The 16,555-nt window shown below is 48.4% G+C and carries 14 protein-coding genes; 4 read left to right on the top strand and 10 right to left on the bottom strand.

Translation table 11 applies throughout. From position 1 onward, the window contains the following. The first annotated feature begins 11 nt into the window (after positions 1-11). Positions 12-1,442, top strand: a complete 1,431-nt coding sequence (cysN, locus tag VOA_RS15255) for a sulfate adenylyltransferase subunit CysN (protein ID WP_001057934.1) — start codon at positions 12-14, stop codon at positions 1,440-1,442. Positions 1,443-1,474: 32 nt separating this feature from the next. Then, the gene (cysC, locus tag VOA_RS15260) at positions 1,475-2,101 is read left to right on the top strand and encodes an adenylyl-sulfate kinase (RefSeq protein ID WP_000085820.1); all 627 of its coding nucleotides are present in this window, start codon (positions 1,475-1,477) and stop codon (positions 2,099-2,101) included. An 87-nt stretch (positions 2,102-2,188) separates the two neighbouring features. Here the strand turns inward: cysC and VOA_RS0117260 are convergent, their stop codons facing one another. The 10 genes from VOA_RS0117260 to msrA all read right to left on the bottom strand — a co-directional run bounded on the left by VOA_RS0117260 (position 2,189) and on the right by msrA (position 10,905). Then, positions 2,189-3,088, bottom strand: coding sequence for a TIGR03899 family protein (locus VOA_RS0117260; RefSeq protein WP_000774799.1), 900 nt, complete (start codon positions 3,086-3,088; stop codon positions 2,189-2,191). A 390-nt stretch (positions 3,089-3,478) separates the two neighbouring features. Continuing rightward, on the bottom strand, positions 3,479-4,003 hold the full coding sequence (locus tag VOA_RS15265; RefSeq protein WP_032468149.1) for a DUF3299 domain-containing protein: 525 nt from the start codon (positions 4,001-4,003) through the stop codon (positions 3,479-3,481). Positions 4,004-4,055: 52 nt separating this feature from the next. After that, positions 4,056-5,315 (bottom strand): ABC transporter permease, encoded by a 1,260-nt coding sequence (locus VOA_RS15270; protein WP_000864656.1) that lies wholly within the window; start codon positions 5,313-5,315, stop codon positions 4,056-4,058. Next, entirely contained in the window at positions 5,312-6,028 is a 717-nt protein-coding gene (locus tag VOA_RS15275) for an ABC transporter ATP-binding protein (RefSeq protein ID WP_000543014.1), read from the bottom strand. Before VOA_RS15275 ends, VOA_RS15270 begins: the two co-directional genes overlap by 4 nt. Positions 6,029-6,106: 78 nt before the next feature. After that, entirely contained in the window at positions 6,107-6,757 is a 651-nt protein-coding gene (gene zrgA / locus VOA_RS15280; protein WP_000559194.1) for a zinc uptake protein ZrgA, read from the bottom strand. 46 nt (positions 6,758-6,803) lie between these two features. Next, positions 6,804-7,094: a DUF2607 domain-containing protein gene (locus VOA_RS15285; protein ID WP_009355749.1), complete on the bottom strand. Its 291-nt coding sequence runs from the start codon at positions 7,092-7,094 to the stop codon at positions 6,804-6,806. Positions 7,095-7,253: 159 nt separating this feature from the next. Next, positions 7,254-7,805, bottom strand: coding sequence for a YtfJ family protein (locus VOA_RS15290; RefSeq protein WP_000792393.1), 552 nt, complete (start codon positions 7,803-7,805; stop codon positions 7,254-7,256). Between the two features lie 116 nt (positions 7,806-7,921). Next, the gene (locus VOA_RS15295) at positions 7,922-9,151 is read right to left on the bottom strand and encodes a DUF3179 domain-containing (seleno)protein (protein WP_000543074.1); all 1,230 of its coding nucleotides are present in this window, start codon (positions 9,149-9,151) and stop codon (positions 7,922-7,924) included. Between the two features lie 103 nt (positions 9,152-9,254). Continuing rightward, positions 9,255-10,148, bottom strand: coding sequence for a LysR family transcriptional regulator (locus VOA_RS15300; protein WP_001046851.1), 894 nt, complete (start codon positions 10,146-10,148; stop codon positions 9,255-9,257). A gap of 124 nt (positions 10,149-10,272) precedes the next feature. Beyond that, entirely contained in the window at positions 10,273-10,905 is a 633-nt protein-coding gene (gene msrA, locus VOA_RS15305) for a peptide-methionine (S)-S-oxide reductase MsrA (protein WP_000884814.1), read from the bottom strand. A gap of 163 nt (positions 10,906-11,068) precedes the next feature. On the opposite strand from msrA, the gene tamA reads away from it, so the two are divergent. Both tamA and tamB read left to right on the top strand, forming a co-directional pair. Continuing rightward, entirely contained in the window at positions 11,069-12,784 is a 1,716-nt protein-coding gene (tamA, locus tag VOA_RS15310) for an autotransporter assembly complex protein TamA (RefSeq protein ID WP_001253220.1), read from the top strand. Then, the gene (gene tamB, locus VOA_RS15315; protein WP_032468147.1) at positions 12,781-16,545 is read left to right on the top strand and encodes an autotransporter assembly complex protein TamB; all 3,765 of its coding nucleotides are present in this window, start codon (positions 12,781-12,783) and stop codon (positions 16,543-16,545) included. The genes tamA and tamB overlap by 4 nt, the downstream gene beginning before the upstream one ends. Positions 16,546-16,555 lie beyond the last annotated feature (10 nt).

Raw genomic sequence — 16,555 nt, 5'->3', positions numbered from 1 at the left:
AAGGAAAGCGTATGAACAATGCAGTGAAAGAACAGCTCGCTGAGCTCGGTATTGAAGGTTACCTCAATCAGCATCAACACAAATCCTTACTGAGATTCTTAACCTGTGGCTCAGTCGACGATGGTAAAAGTACCCTGATCGGTCGTTTGCTCCACGACTCAAAACAGATCTATGAAGATCAGTTGGCGGCGGTACACAACGACAGCCAGCGTGTCGGCACAACGGGCAGTCGCCCAGACTTAGCGCTGTTGGTGGATGGTTTGCAAGCTGAGCGTGAACAAGGCATCACGATTGATGTCGCGTATCGTTATTTCTCAACCCAGAAACGTAAATTCATCATTTCCGATACCCCAGGGCATGAGCAGTACACTCGCAATATGGCCACCGGCGCATCGACCTGTGATCTGGCGGTGATCTTGATTGATGCGCGTAAAGGCGTACTGGATCAAACGCGTCGTCACTCGTTTATCTCCAATCTGCTCGGTTTGAAGCATTTTATCGTGGCGGTAAACAAAATGGATCTGGTCGATTATTCGCAAGATCGTTTTGAACAAATCCGCGCAGAATACCTCGAGTTTTCTAAGCATTTGCAGGGTGAAACGGATATTCAGATCATTCCACTCTCTGCTTTGGAAGGCGATAACGTCGTAGAGAAAAGCCGTTTGATGGATTGGTATCAAGGCCCATCATTGCTTGAGCTACTGGAAAATGTCGATATTGACCGTGACAAGAGTGGTGGTGAATTCCGCTTCCCAGTGCAGTATGTGAATCGTCCTAACCTCGATTTTCGCGGTTTCGCGGGTACGATCGCTTCTGGTGTGGTGAAAGTCGGCGATAAGATCAAAGCATTGCCATCGGGTAAAACCTCAACCGTGACGCGCATTGTGACCTTTGATGGCGATTTGCCACAGGCACAAGCGGGATTGGCGGTGACCTTGACTCTGGCTGATGAGATCGACATCAGTCGTGGCGATCTAATTGTGCTTGAAAGTGCACAAGTCGACAGCACTAACCATTTGCTGGCTGATGTGGTGTGGATGACTGAGCAGCCGCTGCAAGTTGGCCGTGATTACGATATCAAAATCGCCGGTAAGAAAACTGTGGGTCAAGTGAAAGCAGTGCGCCATCAGTACGACATCAATAACTTGTCGACCTACCACGCGGAGAGTTTGCCGCTTAATGGAATTGGTTTGTGCGAGTGGACTTTGACTCAAACGGTGGCGATCGATAAGTATCTGGATTGTGCCGATACGGGTGGTTTCATCATTATTGACCGCCTGACGAACGTTACTGTTGGCGCAGGCTTAGTGCGTGACAGTTTGCAAAATATTGCAGGTCAAACCGAGCAATTCTCCGCCTTTGAATTAGAGTTGAATGCGCTAGTGCGTAAACATTTCCCACATTGGCAAGCGATTGATTTGAGCCGTTTAGGCAAAGCATGAGCGAGGTGCTAATGGTAAAGCAAGGAGGGAGCATGAGCCGTGAACAAGATGCCAATGAGCATAATGTGGTGTGGCATCGTCATGCGGTGGACAAAGAGCAACGTGCGGCGCTGAAACAGCAGCGCCCAGCGGTACTCTGGTTTACGGGTTTATCTGGTGCGGGCAAATCGACCGTAGCAGGGACGCTTGAGAACCGTTTAGCCGAGCTCGGTTATCATACTTATCTGCTTGATGGTGATAACGTACGCCACGGTTTGTGTAGCGATCTCGGCTTTTCTGAACAGGATAGACGGGAAAACATTCGCCGCATTGGTGAGCTTGCCAAGTTGATGGCGGATGCGGGTTTGATTGTGCTGACCGCGTTTATCTCACCGCATCGCGCTGAGCGCCAAATGGTGCGAGATTTGTTGCCAGCAGGCGAGTTTATTGAAGTGTACGTCAACACGTCATTGGATGTGTGCGAAGCGCGTGACCCGAAAGGCTTGTATAAAAAGGCACGTGCCGGAGAAATTCGCCAGTTTACGGGCATTGATTCCGCTTATGAAGCTCCGCTCAATCCTGATATTGATTTGCCTGCGGGTGAAAAAAGCGTGGATGAGTTGGTAGTGCAGTGCCTACAGGCGTTAGCTGAGCGTCATATCATTCAGCGCCAAGGCTAACTCTTTAGATACAAAGGCAATACAAGTAAATAAAAAGCAAAAAGCGACCATCAGGTCGCTTTTTTGATCCTGCTTTGTAAAAGGTACTCACACCGTGTGGTGAATCGAGCTGCTGCTCACTTCGGTCTGCATCGTGAATTTTTGGGTAAGCAAGGCCACCAGTTGATCGTAGTAAGTCATGTTGGGTTTGTTACCCAGCAGACGACACAGCTCATTCCCCGTTGGGCTGAAGCGATAATAGATCAGGCGCACGCCTTTGCTGCTCGGTTGCAGATGCAGATTTTTGCCTTGATAGCTGAGCAGTAGAGCGGGTTCGGATTCAATTTCGCCAGACTCCAATTCCGTCGCGTGAAGCAGACCCAGCTCAATCAACACCAATAAGCTGGAATAGGGCAGTTGGTGACTACCAATATTGATCGCTTGGGTGGTAATGCGTTTGCCAAGGCTAAACAGACTATTTTGCGCTTTATAGCCGATAAGCAATTTTAAACTGGTGTCTGAACCAAAACTGCAGGCAAGTGCGGCGGCGCGTTGCAAAATCTGTGCTTCTTTAGGCGTCATATCTTGCAGCACTTTTAGCGCTTTCATGGAGGTGAAGCCGGGATTGGTTACTTCGCGTTTCAGCACTTGCGCCCACAGCCGTTGCATTGAGCTGTTGTGAATGTCCTGTGCCATATCAAAAAAGCGATACAGCCAGTCTTGGTCTGGGTCGCCTGCGGTTTCATTACGGCATGAGCTGTGCGCGAGCTTGACGATCTGCTCTAGATTTTTCTGGCGCTGCTCTCTACGCTGGCGTTCACGCTGTACGGCGCGTTCTAGCGCGCTGTTTTCCGGCGTTTCTGTTAATAACTGGGCATCCAAACCGTGATGACGGGCGATCACCAAAATTCGGCTACCGCTGTCTTTAACATAATGGGAGTGGGTTCGTTTCTCTTGGCTCTGTTGAGAGTCATGCTCGATCACAACAGGCGTCATATTATCCGCCATGCGCTACCTGAAAGCCTCTGCTATGGGTTGTTATTCCCTCTTATTTGATGCAGCAATGGTACTGGCTATGCTCATGGGCGTTCACTCACTTGCCGCCTACCTGCAACTCCAAGTAGTGTGGGTATAGTCTGCTGTAAAATTTACTCTGTTCGCCGCTGAGCAGCCAGTGAAACTCTCGGACTCAGCGCACAATTTTGTGCTATCACAAATGATAATAAATTGTTAAAGTTGTTATTAATGTTTGTGGGGTGGCTATGAAGTATTGGAAAGAGCGCAAATTGGCTAAGTACCTATCCATCGTGATCTTATTTATCGGCTATTTTTCGGTACTGGCTTATTTATCGAAATATTTGGTGTAACCTCCCCGCGCAAGCGCAGGGAGGCTCCGTTTTACATATCGTCGTATTCGGCGATCTCGGTTCCCAAAATGGTGTAGGCCGTTTCTGCAAGATCATGACTGAGTGATTCAGTTTTCAATTCCCCAATCACATAAATCACATCCCATAGCTCTTGAACGGGCGCTCCCTTTGGAAATTTCACGTAAATGATCTGGTTCGGTGGTGGTGGCGGTACGTGGATACAAGCCCCAAAGTAAGGCACCAACAAAAATTCAGTGACTTTTTGATCATCTCCCTCCAATGGGATCACAAACCCTGGAATTTTCACTCGGCTGCCATTCAATTCAGTACGTACGGTGCCAAGTTGCTGCTGTTTCGCTGGTGCAGTACCGTTGTGATCCGGCATCGGCATACCTTGTTGATCAAACAGTTTACGTTCTTGTTCGGGGATTAAATCCAACCAGTCGAGCAGCAGTACATCTTGCTCGCTGGCTGGAGTCGTTTCTTGATTTGCCAACAGTGGCGATGAATACAGCGGGGCCATGATTAGGCTCGCTATCAACATGAAAATTCTCATTAAATGCTTCCTTGTGATCTTCTCGTGTAGAGCAAGCCACATCGATTTTTTCCTATAAGCGAATGGTCATTCCATCACTGAGCGATTGACGATAAGCGCGCAGTGCGGGAATAAAACCAATCACCATTCCTGCCAGTTGTACGCAGCCGAGCAATTGCCACTCATAAGGCGTGAGTCCGGTCAGCGCAATTTGAATGCCGTACTGGCTAGCAATCAGCGGAGCGGCCATGGCTAGGAGCAGATAGAGCATGCTTACTCCAAGCGCAATGCCTAACAGAGTCAGCACGCTGGCTTCGCTCACCAGCAAGGTAAACACATGATGTGGTCTTGCCCCCATAGCACGCAAAATGGACATCTCTCGCCGACGCTCTTGCAAGCTGGTCAGCAAGCTACTGAGCATGCCGAGCAGTCCTGCGATGACGACAAAAATGGAGACTGCCATCAGCGCTTGTTCAGCGACCGACATCATGCCCCACAGCTCATGCAGTGCTACGCCGGGCATGATAGCGCTGAGCGGTTCTGCCGGATAGTCATTGATCTGACGCTGCAAGGCAAAAGTTTGGATTTTTGATTTAAGTCCAATCAGCATCGCGGTGATTTGCTTAGGCGTGAAATCACGCTGAACGAGTTGGTCAGCACTTGGTTGATGTCCAAGGTTTGCTCCCGATTCCCAACCGACATGAATGGCTTCTATCGCTTCTAAGGATACATGGACGGTTTTATCCACGGGTGTGCCTGTCGGTGCTAATATCCCCACCACAGTAAACGGCAAATTATCATGGCGGCTAAAACCGACATCACTGATGCCGTGAGCAATAATGACCTTGCTACCAACCTGATAGCCGAGAGACTTTGCCACATCCGCGCCGATCACGGTTTCAAACAGCCCGTTGAACTCTCCACCTTGTGAAAAAGTCAGTGGTTGCTTACTTCCATAACGATAATGCTCGAAATAGCTGTGATTGGTACCTAAAACTCGAAACCCTTTGTGCGAATCGCCCAAGGAGATGGGGATTGCCCATTTTACCGCGCGATGCTGGCTAAACTCTTGATAGCTGAGCCAATCAATATTGTTGGTGGCGTTACCAATGCGAAATACCGAGTAGAGCAGCAAATTGACCTGCCCTGAACGCCCGCCGACGATCAAATCGGTTCCAGAAATGGTGTTGGCAAAACTCTCTTTGGCTTGGGTGCGAATCCGTTCAACACCGAGCAGTAATACCACCGCGATGGAAACGGTCAGTACTGTTAACAGTGCGGTCGCTTTACGATTGAGTAAGCTTTTCCACGCCAGATTCAGGATCACTTTCATTGCCAGCCTCCCGCGCGATTGAGTGCCGGTAAGTGGATGCTGCGCTCAAAGAGCTTCTCGAGTGTTGGGTCATGGCTAACAAAAATTAAGGTTGAACCGACACGCTCAGCTTCTTCACGCAACAAGGCAATGAAGGCTTCGCGGTTATCAAAATCGAGGGCGGAGGTGGGTTCATCGGCGATGATCAGTTTTGGTTCGCCAATTAAAGCACGCGCCGCAGCGACACGTTGCTGCTGGCCGATGCTCAGCTCGGTCACGGGTTTATTCAGTAACGCGCTGGGCAGGTGTAATCTTTCCAGTAGCGATTGCGCTTTTTGCTGCAAAGAACCACTGACTTGCTGTTTGCGCAGCGCGGAAAAATGACACGGTAAGGTCACGTTATCTAAAACAGAGAGATAAGGCAGTAAGTTAAACTGCTGAAAAATATAGCCGATATGGTCAGCACGAAAGCGATCACGCTGGCTGGCACTCAGCGTGCGCAGATCGCAGCCGAGTAAAGAGACTACACCTTGGGTTGCGGTGTTAATGCCGGTCAATAAGCTGAGCAGGGTGGATTTACCACAGCCACTTGGGCCTTTGATAAACAGGTGTTCACCTTGGGCAACCTGTAAATGCGCAATATCTAAGGTGGGCGTGTTGGCACTTGGCCAACAGAAAACTGCGTCATTTAATTCAATCACGAATGAAGCAGAATCAGAACAGTGAGCATGCATCATGGTTCCTCATGTGTGCTTGGGTACTTCAAAGCCATAAAGTCAGGGATAAGTAGGTACTTACCCCTGTCGGTTAGGCTACAAGCTGATGCGGGTTTGTTTCGCGTTCAGTTGTAGCGCACTTTGCTGCTTTTCGGTTAGCACGTTGGTTTGGATTTTCTCTGTGCTTGGGAAATGTTGGAACCATTGGGTATCAATTTGTTTTAGCTCGTTAATCGCTTCACAGTGGAATTGATACTGTACGGTGAATGTGCCGTGTTGGTGCTCATCATCATGCTCATCGCCTTCATGATCGTGACCTTGGTGGTCATGGGCGGCGTGGTCATGCTCGCTATGATCGTGTGCAGTGTCGTGGTCATGTGCTTCACCCTCTTGATGAGAGTGGTGATCTTCATGTTCCTCACCGCCTAAATTGTGTTTGATCAGTACATCGCGAGTTTCACATTGGGCTTTATTGTTCAGCACAAACAGTTCTTTTGGTAGGTGTAGAGTATCTAGTGCTTGCTTAAGCACTTTCTGTTGGGCTTCATCTTGTGGGGCGTGCTCGAAGCCGATCACATCGGCACCTGGCGCGGTAATTTCAATCAGTAAATCGTGACCATCTTGGGCGATGTTCAATTCTACTTGGCCATGAACATGGGCTTCGTGCTGACGATGCTGATGATCAGCCAAGGCGTTGCCAGACAAGGTTGCGCCGACCATCAGCGCGAGGAATGTTGGGTAATGCATGAATAACTCCTAATAAAAACAAAAGAAACAATCGGTTTGGTTTGTTTTAAGCCGCTGGCGGTGAGCGAGCAAAATAGGAGAGTAGTAACTGTGCGCGTTGGATGGGGCGTTCAACTCTCGCTTGTGGAGCCTGTTGGTGCCAACAGGGAAGCACCCACTGCGCAGTTTCAAGCCCGTGAGCGGCACTAGCAAACAACTGACAGTCATGTTGCAAGTGATGCTCAGGATGTAGATCGAGCTGGTGATCAATTACCGCCACGTTAAACCAAAGCGCTAACATCACAGTGAGCATAGCCACTATGGATAAGCGAGTTGGACGTAGCAGGTATACGGGCATAGCATGCGTGACCTTGGGTGATCGAGAGTTGTTATAATATAACAAGTCAAAAATCAGGCAAGTGATGAATCTGATGAGTTTGTGTACTGGTGTGTCGAAAAATGAGTGGGTGAGGAAGTTAGTCCTTACTCACCCATTTGTGGCTTATTGGTGAGTGAATTATAGGCTTTGCTGAATTAAACCAAGTACGGTTTGAACCTCCGCATCACTTAATGCCCCTTCTTTCACAAACAGCACTTTGCCTTGTTTGTCTTGCACTATGATTGCAGAGGATTCACTTTTCAGTTGCCATGCTTGGGCGACTAAGCCAAATTCATCGAGCACCATAGAAGACCAAGGGAACTCTTTTTTGCTGTCTTGCGCTGATGATTTTACAAAAGAGCCTGTGCCCCAAATCGCATCATCTTGGTTAATGATGGTGGTGGTTTGATAATTGTCTGCAGGGAATTTTGCAGCGGTGATGGCCGCCATTAACGGCGCGTTCATCTCTTTTGAACTGCTGCGTCCTGCGATGGCTTGGATCACGCGCACCTTACCGAGCATGTCTGCCGAGTTCCATTTTTGATAATTGACGTTTTTGTCTTGTAAGACGATTTCGCCGTATTTGTCGACGCCAACGGCAGGCACTTCCCCACCGAGGGTGAGATTATGCGCTAATGCCAGAGTAGGAGAGCATACCAAGAGTAAGGCGATAAGTGTTTTATTTTTCATGATGTTGTTTCCTCAGGTTGAGCAAACACAGGTATAGCACACAAATGGGATGAACGAGAAATGGGGAACACAGGCAGAACTAAGCCAACCTTAAGGTTGGCTTAGTCTAGAAGAGGTTATAGTCGATTGAGTGCGGTGTTTGGGAAGAAGTTTGCCCAAATCATCCAATAGATCCCAGCTTTCATGCTTTCAACGCGAGGTAATTCACCGTGGGCCGTTTCACCAAAGAAATTAATTTCTTCGATTGGGTGTCCCGTGGAGTTATAAAACGCGACCAAACTTTGATAGTTAGTGTCATAAAAGACGACCACTGCTTTACCGCCAATCGTGGTATTAAGGATGTTCCCTTGCTGACGTACAAACTCTTCGGTGTAAGCCACATGGTCATCACCTATCGACAATCCCCACACATGTGTTTTATTCGCTAGGCGATTATCTTTATTTTTGATGGTCGGAAATGTGGGTGAATCTTTACTGGATTGGTGTTTAATCGCTGTTGTGAAAATAAAGTCCATGATGAAGTCATAAACCGCTAGTAAAGGGTTCTTCCAAAACGCAACTCGTGTGTCTTTGGCGAGGTAATCATTGATGAAAACTTCTCCTTCAGGGTAGGCGAGTGCGAATTTCTTGAACGGCATACGAAACGTTGGCCATTCACGCATCTTGGATTCAACACTTGTTGAGCCAACCTCACACTCTTTACGTCCCCACAGTTGTTGAATGGGCTCACCAGAGTTTTTATCCCACATCACTAGGTTGTTTTCAAGTTGGTTCATTGGTGCGAGTTCAAGGGCTACACCGTTGATTTCAGGCGTGTACGCCACACCTAGATTAGACAGTCCACAATAAGTCATGACGACATTTTCCCCACCAATCAGGCCTGAACCGGCTACGTGAGGGCGAAGAAGATCCTTATCTGAATGGGCACGTGCTTCGCCGTTGACTTCAAGCACAATCACACTTTCGTCATCTGCGTAATAGCGTTTTGCTTGAGCTACAGAAACAAACATGCCGTCTTTCATACGCGCTCGCATCATGATGTGCGGATTAATGTAACCGCTGTAATAGAAAAAGAGGACAGCGCCGCTGCTGAGTAATACGGTCCATAACGGCGCAATGTTTGGCGCAGAGGCATAGACTGCCCAAGATGAAAAAAGAGCCAATAAGGTCACTGTGGAATAGCGATGGCGATGATACCAAACCCGCATAGTTTTATGGCGCTCAGATTGAATCACCCACTGGCTGATATCCGCGAGTTCTTTAAAGAGTAAGCCTGAGGTAAAAATAGCGATACTGCTTAACAACCCAAATAAAAGAAGTCCATAAGACTGAATCAATGCATGCATGGTTTTGCCTTTGATAAAATACGTATTGGGCTAATGATAGAAAAATGGGACCGAGCAGAAAAAGAGGTTTGGCTGCAATGCACTGTTGCAAATAATGGAACAATTAAGACTTTTCAAGCTCTGCCAATAGGCTAGGCAGTTGCTGGCGGATATCTTCAAGCAGTAATTTCACCTTTGCAGGCACATACCAACGTGAGTGGTAGACCCCGTAAATGGTCTGAGCAAAACGGTACTGTCCTTTAAAAAGGGTTTTCAACTTACCTTTGTGAACCTGATGGTTAGCATAGGCAACAGGCAGACAACCAATGGCTTTGCCTTGCAGCACTATGTCGGTGAGTAAGCGGGGGGATTGAACGCAAAAACGTGGGGGTCGATTCAATGGGAATGCAGTATGTGGCCAACATTGCTGCATGGCGACTTCTTGCAGCGCAATAGGTTGGGTTTGTAATAGAGCCTCGTCACTGAGTGTTCCCTTTGCCTTTAGGGCTAATTGAGGGCTGATATAGAGATCAAATTGCAGCTTAGCCAGAGGGACGGCGATGAAGGAGGAGTCCGGCTGCTCACCGACCATGAGCATCAGATCAAAGCGTTTTTCCATCATCTGCTGAGAATTTTCAGAGTGGGAATGCAGCGTTAGCGAGAGTTCTGGGTAGCGTTCAAAAAAATCGGATATCTGTTCGCTGCATAAATCGAACAGATATTCCTCACCATACAGCGTTAATGTTCCGGAGAATTCACCTTGTGATTTGGTGATTTGTTGTTGTGTTTCTTCGACTTGTTGCAGAATTTTCTGTGCTCGATGTAAGAAAGCCTCGCCCACCTCAGTTAAGGTCAATGAGCGTGTTGTTCGCTCTAACAAGCGTGTTTGAAGGGAATCTTCCAGAGCTCTGATGCGTCGACTGACCGTGGATTTGGGTAAACCACTCACTTCTGCCGCACGAGTAAAACTTTTTAGCTCAACGACTTGAATAAAAAGAGTAAGGTCATCTAGATTCATGCTGATTGTTCTTTGTATGGGGTACACACAGTATTACTAGGTGCTCAACTGCTTGCAAGCCTTGCGTCATCATCTCCAGTGGATGACTCTACTGGCGATGATGAATAGAGTGGATTTTGGAAAGTTAGTGATAAGGAGGGAAACAAACTCCAGTGCCACCAAGCCCACAATATCCGTTAGGATTCTTTGCCAGATATTGCTGATGGTACGTTTCTGCAAAGTAGTACGGGCCAGCCGGTAAAATTTCAGTGGTAATGGTGGCGCGTTTGTCAGCGAAAAGCAGGGCTTGATAAGCGGCTTTGGAAGTTTCGGCTACTTCATGCTGTTCTTTGCTGAAGTAGTAGATCGCTGAGCGGTATTGCGTGCCGCGGTCATTGCCTTGGCACATGCCTTGTGTTGGATCGTGTCGCTCCCAGAATGCGCGAAGGAGTTCAGTCAATGGCAGACGCTTAGGGTCGAACACCACACGAACCACCTCGGTATGTCCGGTTTTTCCGGTACATACTTCTTCATAGGTTGGATTTGGAGTAAAACCACCCGCGTAGCCAACCGATGTGGAAATGATCCCGTCCAACTTCCAGAACAGGCGTTCAGCTCCCCAAAAGCACCCCATGCCGATTAAAATCTGCTGTTGGCCATCTTTCGGATCTGCCGAGAGAGAACTGTCGTTGACGAAATGTTTGTCTTCAATGACCATCGCGGTGCTGCGACCGGGAAGTGCGGTTTGCGCTGTGACCATGGTTTGTTTGTCGAGCATGATGTTTCCTTACTTTAGTGAATTGACGAGCCTAAGCTACGTCTGGATTATCTTCGATACAGACCGGAGTTTTAACCTTTTTCATACAGACGAAGTGATTCATTGACGCTATGATGCCTGCGTAGCAAAAATGTCACGGTTGTATAACGAGCCTAAATCAAGCATGAGACGAAAATCACTCCCCGCCTTAATCTCGCTATGGCTGTTTTCAGCTGTATCTTACGCCGATGTGAAATTAGAGATCACAGGGATAAGTGGCGCAGAGAAAGATAACGTGGATGCCTATCTGTCATCGATCGCTCCACAAGATTATTCCACTAGCTTGCGTTTTCAATCTCAACTGGAGAAAAGCATCACCGAAGCCCTTAATGCACTTGGGTACTATCATCCGGTGATCGATTTTCAGGTCGCGGAGGATAATCAGCGGTTAAGTGTGGCGGTGACCTTGGGGGAAGTGATCCGTTTTAGTCAAGTGGATGTGGTGATCACGGGGGAAGCGGAAAATGATCGTGATTTTCAGCGCTTGATCCGCCGCAGTGGCTTGAAAGTCGGAGAGCCACTCAACCATAGCTTATATGACGCGCTTAAGTCTGGTATTCGCAATCTTGCTTTGCAAAAAGGTTTCTTTAATGGTGATTTTCAGACTAGTCGCTTGGAAGTGATCCCTGAGCTGAACCAAGCACGAGTGCAGTTGCATTTTTCCAGTGGTATCCGCTATCTATTTGGGGCAACGACAGTTGAAGGTAGCCAGATTGATGAAAATCGAGTGATGTCACTGCGTCCTTTTAAGCAAGGCGATCCATATTTGGTTTCTCAAGTCGGTGAATTTAACCAAAACCTTTCCAATACTGATTGGTTCTCTTCAGTTTTTGTTGAGCCGGATCTCTCGCAGTTAGATCAAGGTCGAGAGCTACCGATCAAAGTCTCGCTAGCACCTCAAGCGCGTAATCAGTTAGAAACAGGTTTAGGCTATTCGACAGACGTTGGTGTGCGTGGATCGCTGAAATGGAAAAAGCCGTGGGTGAACAGCCGTGGGCACAGTTTTGATAGTAGCTTTTCGATCTCCGCTCCTGAGCAAACCATTACCGCGGGTTATCAAATACCACTGGAAGATGTGTTGAATGAGTATTACCGCATTCAATATGGAATGAAAAATGTGGATAAACGGGATACGCAGAGCTTGGAGTCTAACCTGTCGTTAGAGCGGCATTGGCAGCTTGATGGGGGTTGGCACCGTACCGTGTTTATTCGCTATTTGCTTGAAAACTATGAACAAGGTTTGCAAGACGATAACAGCCAATTTTTATTGCCTGGTATCACTTACTCCCGTACGCGAACCCGAAGCAGCGGCAGCTTGCTTACTTGGGGGGATAAACAAACCATCACTCTTGAATATGGTGATCCGAAACTGATTTCGGCAACTCGGGTTGCACGCGTTCAAGCGGGATCTTCTTGGCTGCGTACTTATGCGCGTAATCATCGTGCTCTGGTCAGGGTCGACGGTGGTGCTAACATTACTGATGAATTTGACCAACTTTCTCCTTCGTTACGTTTCTTCGCGGGGGGGGATAACAACCTGCGTGGTTATGGCTATGAGTCGATCTCTCCCAAAGATGCCAGTGGGGCTTTAACGGGGGCTAAATACATCGCCACCAGTTCCATTGAGTACCAATACCGCTTAACCGGTAACTGGTGGGCGGCCATGTTTATGGATGTGGGGGACGCGTTTAACGATACGCCAGAGTGGAAGAAAGGCGCTGGTGTTGGTGTGCGTTGGGTCTCTCCCGTGGGCCCGATTCGGCTGGATTTTGCTTGGGGGCTGGATGCCGAACCGGGTGATGAATTCAAAATCCACTTCACTTTAGGGCCTGAGTTATGATCAGACGGGCGCTGAAATGGACCAAGTGGTTCTCTATGCTGCTATTGGCGTTGGTGATTATTTTAGTGCTGGCTTTGGCGGGGGCGCTGTTTACCAACCCTGGTTTACAAGCGGTGTTGTGGGGAGTGCAGCAAGCGCTGCCGCAGTTGAAAGTCCAACAAGCTCAAGGTGCACTATTTCCACGGTTTACGTTGCAAGGTGTGACCTATTCAGACAGCGAGCTTAACCTGACGCTCGCTACTCAAACTTTGAGTTTGGCGATGAATCCTAACTGCTGGCTCGAGCCGAGTGTCTGTATTAATGAACTCTCTATCAGCGGCTTCAGCTTGGATCTTCCTTCCCTCCCTGAAACTGAAGAAACGCCCATTGAGCCAGACTCTGAGCCATTGAGTGAAATCTCCACTCCGATCCCGATTCGGGTGGGGAAACTGGCGCTGCAAGATATCCAACTGAATATTCTTGGGCATCGAGTGGCATGGCAGCAATTTAGCACTCGTGCTTCTTGGCAAGGGAATCGGCTGCGCATAGGACAAACAGACTGGCAAGGCATCCGCCTTGCGTTAGCCGCGAGTGAAGAGTCTGCTGCTCCTCCCGCCAATCAAGTGGCGACAGCGAAGCAAGCTGAGCCATTGGTTCTCCCCGAAGTGCTGATCCCGCTGCAAATTGAACTGGTGCGATTTGACATCCGTGACTTTCGATTGGAACAAGAGACGCCGATCATCGTTAATCATCTCGGTTTAGAAGCGAATGCCGCGGAGCACCAAGTCTCAATCTCTACCCTTGAATTGAGTATGCCGGAGGTAGATGCTCAGCTTAATGCAGAGGCAACGCTCACGGGTGAGTATCCGCTTCAGCTTGAATTGAATAGCCAAGTACATCTGGCGGATTTTAAAGGCCAAACCCTCTCTCTTTCTGCCCAAGGTAATTTGGCGGATCTCACCTTACAAGCCAGTTTAGACACCTTGGCTCAAGCGCAATTAAACGCACATTTCAATGTGCTGGATGCCGCCCTGCCGTTTGATATTCAACTGAGCAAGGTCAAAGCCCAATGGCCGATGCTAGGCGAGAGCGATTATCAGGTTGAAGTGCCAGAGTTAAGTGTGAATGGTTCACTGGCGAATTATCAGTACGCCTTACAAGGCGCACTACAGGGTAAAGATATTCCGGATGTGAGTTTGGCCGCTCAAGGCCATGGCAATCTGGATGAAATCGCGTTGCAATCGATCAAGCTTGAAGCGCTTGGCGGAAGCGTAACCGGCAATGCGGTTGCCAACTGGAAAAGCCCACTAAACTGGGCGGCGCGTTTAAACCTAAAGAACATTCAACCCGGTCTGCAATGGCCACAAGCGGAAGGTAAAATCAGTGGCGAGTTGGATACCTCAGGCTCCTTGACTGAGCAAGGTGGTTGGCAAATCGATGTGTCGCGTTTAGCCATCAACGGCATACTGCGTGATTATCCGCTGAAAGTGCTCGGAGAAATCAGTGCATCGGATGCGAAAGGTCAAGGGGATATTGAGCTCGTCACGAAAGGCGTTTCGTTGGCTCATGGTCCCAATACGCTAACAGCGAAAGGAAAATTGACCAAACAGTGGCGGATGTCGGTGGAGTTAGATGTGCCAGACTTGAGCAAGTCGCTGCCAGATGCCCACGGAAAAATAATTGGGGATGTACTGCTGCGTGGCGATCTCAAGCAGCCACAGGTCAAACTTTTGCTCGATGCGGATCGCTTGCAGTGGCAAGACATAGCCTCCATTGGGCATGTCACTTTGCAAGGCAATTTGGTTCCACTTCCTGAGCCGCAGGGCGATCTTACTTTACAAGTCCGTGATATTGAGTATGACAGCCAGCGGATTGATTCTGTTGAGTTGAAAGCACAGGGAGCACAGCAAAAGCATAATGTGACTCTTGATGTGGCTTCACCATTGGCGTCAACCAGTCTTGCCTTGAACGGTCGACTGCGTTTGGAACCGTCACTTCGTTGGCAAGGCGAATTGGAGCGCATGTGGTTAAGATCTCCTCAAGGGCAATGGTTGTTACAACAAGCCACTGCGCTGTCGTTTGATCAGAAAACCGAACGTGCCAAAGTGGCTGCGCATTGTTGGATTCAAGGCAACGCTTCGCTGTGTTTAGAAGAAGATGCCGAGTTGGGCGCACGCGGTGAAGCACGTCTAGCCATCAAGCAGTTTGATTTTAAGCAACTGATAGATGTGCTACCGAAAGAGACCAAGCTCAGTGGGCAATTAGATGGGCAAGTGTGGGCGAAGTGGTCCCCCAAAGCGGCTCCACAGTTGAAAGCCAATCTGGCACTGAGCCAAGGTCAAGTGACGCAAAAACTGGATAAAAGTATCACTTTAGGTTGGGATAAAGCGCAATTTTCAGCAGAAATCGCCAAAAACCAACTACAAGCGAGTTGGTTATTGGATGTGACTGATAACGGTGATCTCTCTGGCAATATTAAGATTGCGGATGTACGAGCAGAGCAGAAAACCATGTTGGGGTCGCTTAACTTAACTACGTTTAATCTGGATTTCTTACAGCCGTTGATCGGCGAATACAGCGAAGCTAAATCGAGCATTAATGCTGATGTGCAATTTCATGGCCCAATGCTGCATCCGCAATTGAACGGTGAAATTGCGATCAATGATATTCGCGTAAAAGGTGAGATCTCGCCGGTTGATGTGCAATCAGGTCAGGTGTCACTTAAATTTAATGGTTATCAAGCCGTGTTAAATGCCGATATCCAAACCACCGATGGTTTGCTGGAAGTGGATGGTGATGCCAATTGGCAGCAGTTGGAGGATTGGCGCGTAAAAGCACGGATTCATGCACCCTCAATGACGGTAGATCTGCCGCCAATGGTGAAAGTGAAAGTGATCCCAGACTTAACCTTGATCATGCAACCGAAACTGGCGCGAGTGGTCGGCAATATCGCCTTACCATGGGGTCGAATTGTGGTGGAGGAGTTGCCACCCAGTGCAATTGGAGTCTCGAAAGATCAAGTGTTGCTGAATGCGGACTTGCAACCACTGAGCGAGAAAGAGTCGTTACCGTTTACCGTGGAGACGGATGTGAATGTGCAAATTGGCGACGATTTCCAACTCAGTGCCTTTGGTTTGCAAGGCAACTTAGTGGGGCGACTCAATGTGGCACAAAAAGACAAAGGCCCGTTCATCTTGGGTGAAGTGAATATTCGCAATGGTCAATATCGCTCATTTGGTCAGGATCTACAGATCAAAGAAGGGAAGATTTTGATGAATGGTCCGGCGGATCAGCCTTATTTGGCGATCACTGCGATCCGTAATCCAGATAACACTCAGGATAATGTGATTGCAGGGGTTCGCGTGAGTGGCCCATCGGATGAGCCATCGCTGGTGATTTTCTCTGAGCCAGCGATGCCGCAAGCCAATGCACTCTCGTATTTGTTGCGTGGGCAAAATATTGATGGAGAAGCGGGTGGTAACGCCATGACCACCACACTGATTGGTTTGAGCTTGGCACGAAGCGGTAAGTTGGTTGGGGAAATTGGTCAAGCGTTTGGGGTACAGGATCTGCAACTGGATACCGCAGGATCGGGCGATGATTCACAAGTAACCGTAAGTGGTTATATTCTGCCCGGCTTGCAAGTGAAATATGGTGTCGGTATTTTTAACTCAGTCGGTGAATTTACTGTTCGTTATCGTTTGATGCAGGATCTGTATTTAGAGGCGGTCTCCGGCGTTGATAGCGCCGTTGATCTACTCTATCAGTTCGAATTCAACTAAGGAGAGAGAT

It is taken from the genome of Vibrio sp. RC586, assembly GCF_000176715.1.
Classification (GTDB): Bacteria; Pseudomonadota; Gammaproteobacteria; order Enterobacterales; family Vibrionaceae; genus Vibrio.
This window is presented reverse-complemented; position numbering and strand designations above follow the sequence as displayed.